The sequence below is a fragment of the Ulvibacterium sp. genome, from assembly GCF_028285715.1.
Classification (GTDB): domain Bacteria; phylum Bacteroidota; class Bacteroidia; order Flavobacteriales; family Flavobacteriaceae; genus Ulvibacterium.
In genome coordinates this window covers 398,575-413,180 of the sequence record NZ_JANQOO010000020.1, presented here as the reverse complement: position 1 = coordinate 413,180, position 14,606 = coordinate 398,575, and the positions used below count along the sequence as shown (strand labels likewise).

13 protein-coding genes are annotated in these 14,606 nt (G+C 41.0%); 6 read left to right on the top strand and 7 right to left on the bottom strand.

Annotated elements, in window-relative coordinates:
* Positions 1–4: 4 nt before the first annotated feature.
* Genes Q0993_RS13175 through Q0993_RS13165 form a run of 3 tightly spaced genes read right to left on the bottom strand, consistent with a single transcriptional unit; the run spans position 5 to position 4,120 of the window.
* Positions 5–1,693, bottom strand: a complete 1,689-nt coding sequence (locus Q0993_RS13175; RefSeq protein ID WP_299533688.1) for a hypothetical protein — start codon at positions 1,691–1,693, stop codon at positions 5–7.
* Positions 1,694–1,736: 43 nt separating this feature from the next.
* Positions 1,737–3,245: a GH3 auxin-responsive promoter family protein gene (locus Q0993_RS13170; protein WP_299533687.1), complete on the bottom strand. Its 1,509-nt coding sequence runs from the start codon at positions 3,243–3,245 to the stop codon at positions 1,737–1,739.
* Between the two features lie 5 nt (positions 3,246–3,250).
* On the bottom strand, positions 3,251–4,120 hold the full coding sequence (locus Q0993_RS13165) for a M23 family metallopeptidase (protein WP_299533686.1): 870 nt from the start codon (positions 4,118–4,120) through the stop codon (positions 3,251–3,253).
* Between the two features lie 183 nt (positions 4,121–4,303).
* On the opposite strand from Q0993_RS13165, the gene Q0993_RS13160 reads away from it, so the two are divergent.
* The 4 genes from Q0993_RS13160 to Q0993_RS13150 all read left to right on the top strand — a co-directional run bounded on the left by Q0993_RS13160 (position 4,304) and on the right by Q0993_RS13150 (position 8,099).
* Positions 4,304–4,486, top strand: coding sequence for a twin-arginine translocase TatA/TatE family subunit (locus tag Q0993_RS13160; RefSeq protein ID WP_299533685.1), 183 nt, complete (start codon positions 4,304–4,306; stop codon positions 4,484–4,486).
* A gap of 271 nt (positions 4,487–4,757) precedes the next feature.
* Positions 4,758–7,229, top strand: a complete 2,472-nt coding sequence (locus Q0993_RS13155) for an OmpA family protein (RefSeq protein WP_299533684.1) — start codon at positions 4,758–4,760, stop codon at positions 7,227–7,229.
* A gap of 237 nt (positions 7,230–7,466) precedes the next feature.
* Positions 7,467–7,637, top strand: coding sequence for a DUF6747 family protein (locus Q0993_RS21900; protein WP_367279608.1), 171 nt, complete (start codon positions 7,467–7,469; stop codon positions 7,635–7,637).
* A 291-nt stretch (positions 7,638–7,928) separates the two neighbouring features.
* Positions 7,929–8,099: a DUF6747 family protein gene (locus Q0993_RS13150; protein WP_299533683.1), complete on the top strand. Its 171-nt coding sequence runs from the start codon at positions 7,929–7,931 to the stop codon at positions 8,097–8,099.
* Between the two features lie 94 nt (positions 8,100–8,193).
* Here the strand turns inward: Q0993_RS13150 and Q0993_RS13145 are convergent, their stop codons facing one another.
* The 3 genes from Q0993_RS13145 to pgk form a co-directional block, all read right to left on the bottom strand.
* Entirely contained in the window at positions 8,194–9,186 is a 993-nt protein-coding gene (locus Q0993_RS13145) for a DUF4837 family protein (protein WP_299533681.1), read from the bottom strand.
* Between the two features lie 119 nt (positions 9,187–9,305).
* Entirely contained in the window at positions 9,306–10,958 is a 1,653-nt protein-coding gene (locus Q0993_RS13140) for a lytic transglycosylase domain-containing protein (protein ID WP_299533679.1), read from the bottom strand.
* Between the two features lie 119 nt (positions 10,959–11,077).
* The gene (pgk, locus tag Q0993_RS13135) at positions 11,078–12,271 is read right to left on the bottom strand and encodes a phosphoglycerate kinase (RefSeq protein WP_299533676.1); all 1,194 of its coding nucleotides are present in this window, start codon (positions 12,269–12,271) and stop codon (positions 11,078–11,080) included.
* 135 nt (positions 12,272–12,406) lie between these two features.
* Between pgk and holB the strand changes: the two genes are divergently transcribed.
* Positions 12,407–13,558 (top strand): DNA polymerase III subunit delta', encoded by a 1,152-nt coding sequence (gene holB / locus Q0993_RS13130; protein WP_299533673.1) that lies wholly within the window; start codon positions 12,407–12,409, stop codon positions 13,556–13,558.
* A gap of 11 nt (positions 13,559–13,569) precedes the next feature.
* On the top strand, positions 13,570–13,968 hold the full coding sequence (locus Q0993_RS13125) for a DoxX family protein (RefSeq protein ID WP_299533672.1): 399 nt from the start codon (positions 13,570–13,572) through the stop codon (positions 13,966–13,968).
* 38 nt (positions 13,969–14,006) lie between these two features.
* Here Q0993_RS13125 and Q0993_RS13120 read toward each other — a convergent pair whose 3' ends face one another.
* On the bottom strand, positions 14,007–14,513 hold the full coding sequence (locus Q0993_RS13120) for an OmpH family outer membrane protein (protein ID WP_299533671.1): 507 nt from the start codon (positions 14,511–14,513) through the stop codon (positions 14,007–14,009).
* Positions 14,514–14,606: the final 93 nt, after the last annotated feature.

Below are 14,606 nucleotides of genomic sequence, written 5' to 3'. Positions count from 1 at the left end.
ATATTTATGAATTGAAAATCTGTTTTAAAATCCGGTCCGTGATGAGGTAAGTGGGCTTTACTCCTGTAGTGCCCAGACCTCCTGAAGCAAGGGTGCTTCCCGTTTCCAAAGGATTGTCCGAGGCATAATAGGCATAGCGCACTTTTACATTTTCCCTTATACTATTTCTTATTTTAGAGGCAGATTGAATGGCCTTTTGATAGTGTACGCCTTCCATTTCCAAACCTATGACATTCCAGGTAGATTGATTGAAAAACTTGAGAATATCTTTATTTTGAAGGGATGTGCCCAGAACCGTTACCATGGCACCTTCAAAAACCTGTAATCCATGCCCTTCAAAATCTTCCTTGCAAAGTTCGTTCTTAAAGGGGTAATTGTCCGCCGTACCTTCAAAGATATGTGCGGATGGAATCATCAAATCGCCCTTACCGCCCTCCAGTATACCGGCCTTTCCCATAATGGATACGGATGCAATGTTCAAAAAAACGGGTTTCTTTTTTTTGGCCTTATAAGGCTTCAAAAACTCGTCTATAGTTTCATAGGCTTGTTCCCCAAAGGCATAGTCCATGACAAAGATAACAGGTTTTTCATTATCCGGGGTGTCTTCCGCAAGTTCATAACAACAGGCATCCGTGCCTAACTTTGCCAAATCAAAAACTTGAACATCAATGTTCGTTCCCGATGTATCATCCATAGACAGCATCCCATTTGTTTTGGCCAAGGCATTGACTTTATCCCTTAGCTTTTGGTTAGCGGGCAAGCTCAAAGTTTCATATATTTCCAAGGAATCTGTTGCGTCCGGAAACTCTTTTTTTAGGGCATTGCGTGCAAAAAGCGTGTTCATAACACTATGCATATTGGCGCTTATAATATGAATGGGCCTTTTTAAAAGGGAATGTTTTGCCAGAATTTCCTTGATTGTATTGGCCCATTGCTCCCCATGGATATGATGTCCAAGCCTTTCCCTCAGCAAAGAACTAAAAGTGATAGCGCGTTTGTTGCCTGTAATTTCTTCTTCGATAGCCAATTTTCCCAGCCAATAGATAATTTGCAAAAATCGGTTAGGGTTTTTACTGGTGGCCAGTTCCGTATATACCTCAAGTATCTCTGCAAAGGAGCGACCTAAAATTTGTGCCGTATGAATCAAGGCTACCTCTCTTTCTACCTGATTTAGTTTTTCTTTTTTAACCGCTTCCTCAAGTTTTACCCAATCACGAACGGTCTTATCCGTATCTTCGATTAAAACGCGCTTGCATATCTTTTCAGATTCAATAAAAAGGAACGTAAGATGTGTAAGGATATCATAAATATCTGAACGGCCTCGCGTAATCTCAATATTCATCTGCTCGTCATCGATACGATAACAATTACGCCTTCTCTTTGGGGGTACTATCGCTTTGAAGTGCGATTTCCCATAGCCTTCGTTAGAGGTAAGATTTATAAATCGGCATTGTTCTATGCCCTCCGGCAAGCGCTCCAAAACATAGATGAGTCCGTTCAGTTCAGCTTTTTCCTCGGCTATGGAGCCATATATCTCCGGACGTAAAAGTAATAAGGCATTTTTTAAGGACTCCCCAGAAACTCCTCCCGGTTTATAAAACCCTCTGTTGAACAGATGGCGCATGGTAATGTAAAGCCGCTCTATGGCATTCGTAGATTCTTGAGCCCTGGTTGTAACGGTTGTTTTGCCCATTGCGGAATTTCAAACAAAATTACAATTTAAAATTAATGTGGATTTAATTGTTGAGGGCTTTCTTGTATGCCGATAATGGGTCAGCGACTTTTCGGTCATTGGCCAGGCGCTGTACTTTGTTTTGACCTCCCAACCTTCCAATGGATTTCATGTATTCTTGAAATCCACCTTTTTGGATTTGGGTAATTTTCAAAGGTTGAAGAATTTTCCCATCGATTAGGTCAAAATAGTAACTATTCTGTTTCTGCAGCGAGTTGTCAAGGGTTTCAATGAATTTTTCCATTTCCGATGGTTCGTTCTCAAACTCTACCAACCATTCATGATAGGGAAGCTCGTCCTCTAAAGGAGTTATTTGCGGGGCCACCGTGAACTCGTTTATACTTGCATCGGTTGCCTTGATGGCCTCTTGCATGGCTTCTTCCACTTCTTTCGCAATAACGTGCTCTCCAAAGGCGGACAAGAAATGTTTTATTCGCCCCGAAACAATTACCTTATAGGGCCTGATAGAAATAAACTGAACGGTATCGCCTAGGTTATATGCCCATAACCCGGCATTTGTGGAAACGATCATCACATAGTTAATTCCAATTTCCACATCCTTGATCGTGATTCGTTTTGCGTCTTTTTCAAAAAAATCGTCAGCTTTTACAAACTCATAAAAAACCCCTGAATCCAATAAAAGCAACATTCCTTTTTCTTTTTGGGAATCTTGGTAGGCGAAAAATCCTTCGCTAGCGGGAAAAAGCTCTATGCTATCTACTTTACGCCCCATTAGGTTTTCAAATTTTGCCCGATATGGCTCATAATTCAGGCCTCCATAGATGAACAATTTAAAATTGGGGAACAAATCCCCAATATCCTGATTCGTTTTTTCATGGAGTTTCTCAAAATACATCTGAACCCAAGAAGGAATACCAGCGATTAAAGTCATATTCTCATCTACCGTCTCTTCTACGATAGCATTTACTTTGGTCTCCCAATCATCGATACAGTTGGTTTTCCAGCTAGGCAAGCGATTTCTTTGAAGGTAATTGGGGACGTAATGGGCCGATATCCCGGATAACCGCCCCAGTTTTATGCCATTCTTCTCCTGTAGCTCAGGGCTTCCTTGCAAAAAAATCCATCGGCCATCGACAAAATCCGCGTTTCCGGTTTCTTGAATATAATTTAAAATGGCATTGCGCGAGGCCATGACCTGGTATTTGATAGATTCTTTGGTAATTGGAATATACTTGGCTCCGGAAGTAGTACCTGAAGTCTTTGCAAAATAAATAGGTTTTCCCGGCCAAAGCACATCTTCTTGCCCATCTACCACTTTTTCCACATAATCCTTGATTTCCTCGTAGTCCCGAATAGGTACTTTTTCTACAAAATCCTGGTGTGATCTGATGGTCTCAAAACCATGGTCCTTGCCAAATTGTGTTTTTGAAGCTTTTTTGATAATTTCCCTGAAAACGCTTTCTTGGGCGGCAATGGGATGTTTTACCCATTTTGCCGTTTTCTTGGCCACTTGCTTAGCGAATATTTTGGCGGCAAACGCTTTTAAGGACATTTGGATTAATTAAAGTCTATGAAGTTCATAGGATTTATCGGGGTTCCATTGTCCCAGATTTCAAAGTGAAGATGGGGGCCCGTGGTTAACTCACCAGTATTTCCGACGGATGCGATTACCTCTCCTGCCCTTACGATATCGCCCTGAACCTTACTCAGGGATCCATTGTGCTTGTAGACGCTCAAAAGCCCATCATCGTGCTCCAAAATAATAACATACCCTGTGTCCGCAGTCCATTCCGAAAAAATAACCATGCCATTGGCCGCTGCTTTTACCGGAGTGTCCTTGGGGGCCGCCACATCAACGGCAAAATGCCTGATTTCTGTATCATATCGCTGTGTGATGGTACCGTTGACCGGAGGGAAAAGTACTAGGTTGGATTTGTCCATATTCCGCTCAAACAAATTATACTTGTCTTCCAAGGCTACCTCCGCCCGAAGCATGGAATCTTCACGTATTGGTGTAAGGTCTATTGTAGATGGATCTAGTTTGAATTGTTCAAAAAGCGAATCTCTATTAACTTCGTTGTTCTCGACATCTCCCCTTAGAACCATTCTGATGTTATTTAAGTACCTATTGGTATAATCCAGTGTTCTCACCAAGGAATCTGTTTTATAGGTAAGTTCGGTTGCCTGCCGCTTAAGTTTGGTAGAGGAATACCCTGGTATATATTCGCGTAACGGGGTAAATGCAATAAGCAGGGTAGTTAGTCCTATTAATCCTATGATACAAAGAGATCCCGTAACGAAAACATTAAGGCGGCTCAACTTGAAGGAAATCTTTTCTTCAAAGGTGCTCTCATTAAGTATCACCAAACGATACTTGTGCAGAAGTTTTCTTCTTATTTCCTTACGTTTTTTGACTTTTTTGGCCATAGTATACAAAGATAAGGATGCAAATGAATTTTGTTCGGTTCCAATTTAAAAATTGGGCTTTCCTATAGATACGGGAAAATGCGGATAAAAGTCCATACAATTTAATTGTTACGCTTTCGTTGATATTAACAATGAACTAATTACTTTATTTAGTACATTTGTTATCCATATAACTCATAAACTATGACAGCTTTACATATATTTTTGGCCATTGGCCCTTGGCAAATAGCTATAATTGTTATGGTAGTTCTTCTTCTTTTCGGGGGCAAAAAAATACCGGAGCTGATGCGCGGCCTTGGCAGTGGTATCAAAGAATTCAAGGATGCTTCCAAGGAAGATGATAAATTGGAAGAGAAAAAAGAATAGAAAATCATTTGTAATATGTATTCCAAGCCTAGTGGGTCCACTAGGCTTTTTTGTGTTTGCCACACTTTATATACCATTTGGTTTTTCAAGGAAGTCCTATTGTAGACCAAGCTAACTTTCATCTACACGACAAAAATCCATTCTTTTACAACAAAAAAGGACCGGAGCATACAGTAAGGCGGACTTTCAACGTTAAAAGGCATGTACGCGTGTGACTTTGACAGAGGCACAACATACGTTGAAAATGAAATCGACCTACCCCCCTCTTCACATGAAAAAACTGATTTTAATCCATGTATTCCTGGTTTCCCTTGGTTTAGTCGCCCAAAACGACTCCCAGGTGGGCCTTGCGGATATTGATCGGGAAATTGGCCAGAACGCTTATCCGGCCAATGATGGCATGTCTTCCATTGCTTTTAGCGAAACCTTTGAAGAAGCTGCCAAAAGAAACAAAATCGCCCATAGAAAACTTACTAACCTTCAGGATGTCGAAGACGGTTATTATATTATTGCAGGTATTTTTAGTAGAAAGGAGAATCTTAAAAAAACCGTTAGAAAATTTACCCGAAAAGGATTTGCGGCAGGATACATAACCAATTCCGAAAACGGCCTAAATTATGTTTATCTGGAATACCATCCTTTTGGATTGGAAGCTGTTGATGCCTGTTCGTCCAAATTAAATGGAAGGTACAAAGGGGATATGTGGATTTTGGAGGCAGAAAAGGAAGTTTTTACAGAAGAGACCATAGCCTTGGAAAAGGTGGATTATGAAATGCTCAATAATAGCAATGCCGGTTCACAGACCTCCTTGCAAAAGGAAATCAACACCCCAAGAAAAACCCTGCTCATTCAAAAGGCCGATCAATACTTTGACAAAATGTGGTATGCCGAGGCAGCGGAACTTTATGAAGAGGCATTAAAAAAAGGAAAGGACAACTACTCTTTTGATATTATCCAAAAAGCAGGGGATGCCCATTATTTCAACACCAATATGGAAAAGGCATTCCATTGGTACGACTTACTTTACAAGAATTATAAGGATGAAATGTCAGCTGACAACATCTTCAAATATGCGCATTCTTTAAAGGGGACGGGTAAATATGCACGCTCCAAACGGTTGATGCGATTGTACGGCCGTAAAATGAAAAAAGGTGATTTCGCAAAGGTCATGGATGATGGAGCACAGACCCGTAATGAAATGGTCTTGGACAAGATTTTAGGTGCGGAGGAAAAAGTGGATATTCATAATTTGTCCATCAATTCAAAATATTCGGAATTTTCCCCCATGTTCATGGATTCAAACCAGGTTGTCTTTGCCTCCTCAATGGACTCGTCTTTTTTTACCACCAGGCGATATAAATGGAACAATCAGCCTTATTTGGATCTTTATGTGGCTAAAATGAATGAAGAATCCCAGGACCTTCGGAATGCCGTAAAATATTCAAAGAAAATCAATACCAAATACCATGAAGCCTCCGTAACCTTTTCGCCCGACAACTCTACCATGTACTTCACACGAAATAATTATGGCAAAAAGTTGAAGCGCGATAAAAATGGAGTCAATCACTTAAAAATATATATGTCCAAAAAAGTTAATGGAGATTGGACCGAGGCGGTGGAGGTTCCGTTTAATAGCGATAATTATTCTACTGGCCACCCAGCGTTAAGCCCGGACGGCAAACAATTGTATTTTGTCTCCGATATGCCAGGAAGCATCGGCCAAACTGATATTTTCGTTGTAGATGTATTGGGAGATGGGGATTTTTCAGAGCCTCGGAATTTAGGCCCTACCATAAATACGGAAAGAAAGGAAATGTTCCCTTTCATCAGTGCCGAAAAACTATACTTTTCCTCAGATGGCCATGTCGGCCTTGGTGGATTGGACATATATGAGGCAGCATATGAGCCTGAGGAAGGTTTTGGGGAGGTAGTGAACCTCGGCAAGCCCATTAATAGCAATAAGGATGATTTCTCCTATATTGTAAACGAAGGTACCCTAGAAGGTTTCTTTGCCTCCAATCGGCCCGGAGGCAAAGGGGATGATGATATCTATTCCTTCAAGCGGTTGGTCGTAGAGGAGGTTCCGGAAAATCTCAACGCAATAGCAGGTGTGGTTACCGAAATGATTACCGGAGAGGTTATGCCTAAGGCTCTGATACAACTATTGGACGAAAACGGAATAAAGCTTAAGGAAGTCATCACCGAAGATGATGGATCTTTTGTTTTTGAGGATTTGGACGGAAATACCAAATACACGCTTAAGACAACACGGGGAGAGTTTTTTGACAATACATTGGAGTTAAGTACTAAAGAGAACGAGCGTTTGGAGGTAGGCATTTCAATGCGGAGATTAAAAGAAATGATCGCGATTGAAGATGGCATTAAAAAGTTGAAGACGGATATGATACATTTTGACTTTGATAAATCCTATATACGAAAGGATGCCGCTCAAGAATTGGACAAACTAGTAGAGGTTATGAACGAATACCCCGATATGGTCATCAAAATTGAATCCCATACAGATTCTAGGGGTAGTAGGGTATATAATGAATACCTATCCGACAAAAGGGCCAAATCTTCAAGAGATTATTTAATTTCAAGGGGGATTGCACCAGAACGTATTGAAAGTGCCAAAGGTTTTGGAGAAAGTCAATTGCTCAATGAGTGTGACGGTACGGTTAGATGTAGCGAAGCCAATCACTACCTGAATCGTAGGTCCGAATTTATTATTGTAAGCATGTAGGTGAAGACATAATGCATAAAAAAGGCCGTGGCTTGGGAAAATCAAGCCACGGCCTTTTTTGTTCGTAAATTTGATATAGGCCATTAATCGCTGGGCAGCACTAAGAAGCTCCATTCATAGGAAAAACAAATTTCACAACAGCTCTGAGGCCCTTTACAACAAAAGGTGTTCGATGAAATACAAAAATGTTCGTTTTTTAGTTATACATATAACCTATTTAACTAAAATCCCAACATCATGAAAAACTTCCTACTTATTAGAGAAATTTATCTGGAAGCTTTTAGAAACCTCGGCCACTATTTAGTGAAGTCTTATTTTAAGGCTTTTTCCTGGTTCTGTTTCGCCAGCTTCTTAATTGTTCTTTATGCTTTTTTATTTAGAATTTCAACAGGTTTTGCCTTTGACTGATCGTATAATACCAACCTAACTTTTGATTAGAGCGTCCTTTAGGGGACGCTTTTTTTGTCGCACAAAATTTCTATGGCATTGCGGGTATATGTCTCTTCGGAAATCCCGCTTTTGTAAATGCTTTACAGCGTTTCATCGTGTCTTTTACCGAAAAAGAAATACGTTTTGCCGAGCCAGAAAAATACCCTGTTTTACACAACCATAATTTGCAGGCTTTTATCCAAAAAGTTTAAGGTTGACTTGATAAATTTTGAACTTAGCTTCCTAATTAACTTGAAAAAGAGAAAGCATATGAACAAATTACTACTTGTAAAGGAAATTTATGTGGAAGCATTCAGGGACTGGACCTATAAAATTCTTAATAGGTATTTTAGAGCCTTTTCTTGGTTTTGTTTTGCGTTGCTGGCAATTGCGGCTTATGCCCTTGTTTATAGAATTTCCACTGGCTTTGCCTTCGGATGACAAATATAATTTGGCCAAAAAAAGAAGTGCCCCTTAGGTGTTGTCCATAAGGGGCACTTTTTATACGCAAAACCATGTTCGAAGGGATTGATTCTTATTGTGTTTCAAATCTTAGTGTTTTTAAAATAGCCTCCAGCTCAAACATATAATCTCTTTTTTCCGTTGCGGGGGCAAAAGTGAAACCCTCCAAAACCATTTTTCTTGAGTTTTTAGTGTCATCAACAATATATGTTACAAAGGGCCCTGCCATTGGATAGTTCTTGATGTCCCAAATACCTCTAACTTCTATTACCTTCTTTTCATTGATAACGGTATGATATACGGAGGGGGCAAATGCCGGCTCTGTACGCATATGGGTTCTTTTGCCAGGCACATCCGGTCCAGGAATGTATTTACTGCCTACGGAATCGCGCATACTAACGATATCCCTTACCAAAGTTGAATCGTTTAAGAAGCTATTGTAAGCCACCTCATAAGCAATAATATTCATGGTTCCCTTTGGAACTTGCCTATCTATCCAAACAAAATTATCTTCGTGTTTCCCTACTTTGTAAATGGATGGAATGGTTAGGGAAATTCCGAATTCTTCCTGCAAAACTTGTTCCTTGTTTAAGGAACGCAAGAATCGTTTCTGTGCTTCCTTTACTTCCTGGTTCTTGAATTCAGCTATGATCTGATTTGACTTTTCGTTTAAATTCTCTATGATTTCATCTTCTGTCCTTCCCTTAATAACCGCAACTTTTTGGGGAGAGGCATACATATCCGTCTTTATATGGGCGATATCCAAAGAATCCTTTTGAACGTACAATGTGGAACGTCTATGTCTTGTGGTGCCTGTAAAAACGCTAGGAGGCAGGTGTTGGATCGTAAAAAGTGGCTCGTCCCAAATAAGGCCTACCACAGGTGCCGCAAAATGTCGTCGCACTTCATCCCCAACTTTTCCCTTCCACAACTCGTTGTCCATCACCACCGCCAAAGAGTTTATAGCACCTACTGAGTTGGGTTTATAGTCGTTCTTGTTCGCATTCTTGCATGAGTTGACGGATACTGCTATGAAAAGCAGAAATAGTACTTGCAGTTTTTTCATTTTATGTCCGGATTAATGCTTCTGAGCGTGTCCCCAATATAGGAAAATACAATGTAGCTAGCTACCAAAATCGTTCCATAATTGCTAAACTGGCACAAGAATTTAACCCTTTTCCAAGATTAGGAAGGGCACTCACAAAGCTTGAGCTTGGTTCCCGGCTTAAGACTATTGCTATTAAGTCCGTTCCATTGCTTTAGCTTATCGACACTAACACCAGGGTATTTCCGGGATATTGTCCAGAGTGAGTCCCCACTACGTACCGTATGCACTTTTGTGCCGGGAGGAAAACTCTGGTTTTGTGCTGTTGAAGTCGTGTTGGTAGGTTTGGTGGCGACCGCCGCTCCGGGCGTTCTTCTGGGGAAAATGGTCAGCCGCTGTCCTATCCTAAGGTTATTACTTCGAAGACCATTCCATCTTTTTATTTGGCTTACGCCTACCCCATATCTTTCGGCTATCTTTCCAAGGTAATCGCCACTCCTTACCCGGTAACGGATCCTATTGTTCGCGGCTTCCTTTACTAATCTTGGTAATGGACTTTCCTTACTTTTCAATTCTTTTTCAACATGGGCGTAAATGGCTTCCTCATTGGCCACGAATTTGCCCATAACGGATTTGGGTAGACGCAGAATATGAGGTTTACCATCAATATATGGGATTACGTTTAGTTTATAGGAAGGGTTCAAAATTTTCAGATCTTCCGTACTTACATCAATAAGCTCGGAAATCTGGTCAAAAGTAATAAGGCTTTTTACGTGTATTGTATCTGTTTCAAAATAAGGTCGCTCAATTTTTTTCCTGATAAGGTCATGTTCCTCGGCATATTCAAAAATATACATTGTTGCTAGGAAAGCGGGCAGATAACCTGCGGTCTCCCTGGGAAGGTTACGTCGAATATTCCAGTAATTCCTGTAGCCACCAGACCTCCGTATCGCCTTGTTTACATTTCCAGGACCCGAATTGTAGGCTGCTAGGGCCAAATCCCAATCACCAAAGATGTCATAGAGTTTGGACAGGTATTTACATGCAGCTTCGGTGGATTTAATAGGGTCACTTCGCTCATCCACATAGCTGGTGACATTAAGCTTGTACATTTTTCCGGTTCCATACATAAACTGCCAAAGACCGGTTGCTCCCACTCGCGATCTCGCCTTCGGGTTTAAAGCAGATTCCACAATAGATAAATATTTCATCTCTAGGGGAATATCGTAATTGTCAAATTGCTGCTCAAAAAGTGGGAAATAGAATTGGCTGGTGGTTAGCATTCGTTGCATCAGGTTCCTTTTGCGGGTTAGAAAGGATTTGATGACGTTTTCCAAAGATGGATTGTAAACTACGTTGAAGGGTGTTTTCTGGTTTAATTTAGCCAGTCTGGCTTTAAGGCTGTCCGTCGGTAAGTTATAGATATATTGTTGTTCCTCTTCTTCAGAAACAGCCTCCAAACTTTGTGTAGATACCTCATGGTACATCTCATCAGAAAGTGCTGCATTCTCATAAAGCTCCTTCATCCAAAGACTATCATATCTGGCGGCAGCGCTATTATCTTTTAAATTGAATCTTGGTTCACCTTCCTCCGTAATCAATACAAGAGGATTGTCTTTTAATATCAACTTGGAATCTGTCCGGTCTTTTTGTTCAAAGCCTTGTAAGTCCAAAGCTGTGGTATCCGTAATTACGACTGGGGTGCTAATGCTATCCGTTTCTTGGGCGTATAACCAATAAATACATGAAAAGAAGGTTAAAAAAGCGAGGCAACTGTTTCCTTTTGACATCATGGACTAAGCTAAAAGTTAAGGAGGGGCCAGCTAAAATCGCTTTTTTTTTGCAAAGAATAAAATTTTGCAATGTTAAAGCCGCACCTTCGGACTTCAATGCCCGTTAATCGATAACGCCCTTATTCGCCGATTATTGCAGCTATTCCTGGTAAGGTTTTCCCCTCCAGGCTTTCCAACATTGCGCCGCCCCCAGTGGAAACATAACTAACTTTGTCCTCAAAACCGAATTGCTTTACCGCGGCCACGGAATCTCCACCGCCAACTAAGGAAAATGCACCATTTTGTGTGGCCTCATCTATATAATTCCCGACAGCTATGGTTCCTTTGGCAAAATTTTCCATTTCAAAGACCCCCACAGGGCCGTTCCATAAAATGGTCCTGCATTTTAAAATAACTTCCCCAAAAAGCTCCAAAGTTTTCGGTCCAGCATCCAAACCCTGCCATCCCATGGGTATTTTATCTACATCCACCACCTGGGTATCGGCTTCGTTGGCAAAATCATTTGCCGCCAAAACATCGAAAGGTAAATGTAGTTCCACTCCTTTTTTTTCGGCCTGGTCCAAAATCTCCAAGGCAAGTTCCATCTTGTCATCCTCGCAGATGGAATCACCAACTTGGCCACCTCGTGCCTTTACAAAGGTATAGGTCATTCCACCACCTATAATCAGGTGGTCCACCTTGTCCAAGATATTTTCTATAATGGTAATTTTACTGGATACTTTTGCACCGCCCAAGATACCTAAAACTGGTTTTTCTCCGGTTCGCATTACTTTTTCAATAGCATCGATTTCCTTTGCTAGTAAATATCCAAAACACTTTTCGCCTTTAAAAAACTGGGCCACTATTGTGGTTGAGGCATGTGCACGGTGTGCCGTTCCGAAAGCATCGTTCACGTAGATGTCCCCTAGCTTTGAAAGCTTTTCTGCAAATCCTAAATCTCCCTTTTCCTCTTCTGCATAAAACCGAAGGTTTTCCAAAAGGAGCACTTCACCTGGCTGCAATTCCGAAACAGCTGATTCGACATTATCCCCAACACTATCGTCCACAAACTTTACTTGAACTCCAATAATCTCGGAAACCCTGGAGCAGATGTGTTTTAGCGAAAGTCCAGGATTGCGCTGCCCCTTGGGTCTTCCCAAATGGCTCATTAAAACTGCACTGCCGCCATCTTCAAGTACTTTTATGATAGTGGGTTTGGCCGCTTCGATTCGATTGGTATCCGTTACATTAAAATCCGAGTCCAAAGGAACATTAAAATCTACCCGAATCAGGGCTTTTTTGTTTTCGAAGTCAAAATCATCAATAGTCTTCATGTGGAAAGGGTTTAGAGAGTGGCAAATGTAAAGATTTCTATGCTTCGGATAAAGGGCTGCCGGTTTTATTTAGGTTAACTATGAACCGTCTGATTTGAATCCCCTGATTTGTAAACGAATGGTTATCTTTGAACTATGCTGTTCCGGGAAATTTTGGGCCTTGACCATATTAAACGCCACTTGGCAAAAAGTGCCGATGCCGGCCGTATTCCGCACGCGCAATTGTTTGTTGGTCCAGAAGGATGTGGAACTTTGCCCATGGCCTTGGCCTATGCACAATATATTATCTGTTCCAACAAAAACGGAGAAAACGAGGAGGGCATAAACAGCAGCAATTTAAAGTTTAAGGCATTGTCACACCCAGACATGCATTTTGCCTTTCCCGTGGCCAATACAGATAAGGTGAAAAGCCACGCCGTAAGCGATCATTATTTGGAAGAATGGCGTAAGTTTCTATTGGAACAGCCTTATGGAAATCTTTTTGACTGGTATCGCCTAATTGGTATTGAGAAAAAACAGGGGCAAATCGGTGTGGATGAAGCTCAGGATATTGTCAAAAAATTATCCTTAAAATCATATGAAGGCGGTTATAAGGTGATGCTTATTTGGATGGCCGAAAAAATGAATACGGCAGCGGCCAATAAATTGCTCAAACTCATTGAGGAGCCCCCCGCGAAAACAGTTTTTTTATTAATCGCGGAGGACGAGGAGCAAATTATCCAAACCATACGTTCACGCTGTCAGATTCTTCATTTCCCTCCCCTGGCCGAGCAAATTATAGCCGATGGTTTGGTAGAAAGGGGATTGGTAAGGGAAGAAGCGCTACAACTCGCCCAGGAAGCCAATGGTAATTTTAATAAAGCGTTGGATCTAAAGAACCGCGATTCGGAGGACCTGGTCTTTGAAAAATGGTTTGTGCAATGGGTTCGCAGTGCGTTTAAGGCCAAGGGCAACAAATCTGCCATTCACGAGCTTATTCTTTGGAGTGATGAACTGGCCAAGACTGGTAGGGAAACACAAAAGAAGTTCTTATTGTATTGCCTGTCCGTAATGCGGCAGGCACTGATGATCAATTACAATGCAAAGCCATTGGCCTATATGAAAATTCATGTGGACGGATTTCAATTGGATAAATTTGCTCCCTTTGTCCATGAAAACAATGTCCTAGAAATTGTTGAAGAGTTGGAAGAAGCACATTTTCATATAGAGCGCAATGGTAATTCAAAAATTATTCTTACCGATCTTTCCATTAAACTTACACGCTTATTGCACAAAAAAGCGGCCTAAAATCTTATTTTATGCAGGGTATTCTTAATTATGCTACGGAAATTCTTTTGTTGCTCTTCCTGATTATCACATTTTTACAAAGCGGAATCGATAAGGTGTTTGATTGGAAGGGAAACTTAACTTGGCTCAAGGAACATTTTGCCGGTACCCCCTTACAAAATCTAGTGCCAGTACTTTTAGGGACAGTTTTGCTATCTGAAACCGCGGCCGGAATATTGTGCGCTGTAGGCCTCTACCAAATCGTAGTCTTGGGAGATGGCACAGTCGCATTTTATGGGGCCATTATGTCCTGTATTTCCTTGTTAATGCTTCTGTTCGGACAACGAACTGCCAAGGATTATGACGGGGCCAAGACCATTGCGATATACTTTATACCGGCTATATTTTTAGTCTTTTTGTTACAGGGTTAGAAGGCCTCGATTTTCAATCGAGGTGCTATCGTAATTCACTATTTCTTGTACTTGTCGTTTAGGATTTTGATGATTTCGTCAGTAAGGTCATTGGCATCGACGCCATAAAGTACACTGCCGCCTTCACCACCGCCAAGGATATAGGTATACCCTTGAGTTTTACCATAAGCCTTAATTTCCTTTTTCACCTTGCTTACTACACTATCCATTTCAGTCTGTCCTTGAGCTTGTAATTGTTGGTCTTCTTGCTGCAACTGTTGCCCTATAAATTGGCCGCGTTGCTGCATTAAAGCATATTCTTCCTGAGCCTTTTTTTGTGACATGCTTTGTGCCTTCGTTTGAAAGGCCTGCGCCTCCAATTGAAAAGCCTGTGAAATACTGTCCCTTTTTTTGGTAAGTGCCTCTACTTTGATCTTAAACTTGGATTCAACATCAATCTTCTCTTGATATTCATCCATTAACTTTACATTGTCTACAAACCCAATTTTTTCTTGCTTACAAGAAAGGGCAATCAATGCGATATATACAATTGCTATTTTCTTCATAGGTTTACGTTTCTGTATTCAAATTGGATACTCATATCCAACTCTGAAGTGATTTTTTAAGTTGGGCAAAAATAGGAAAGCTTTTTGGATAAA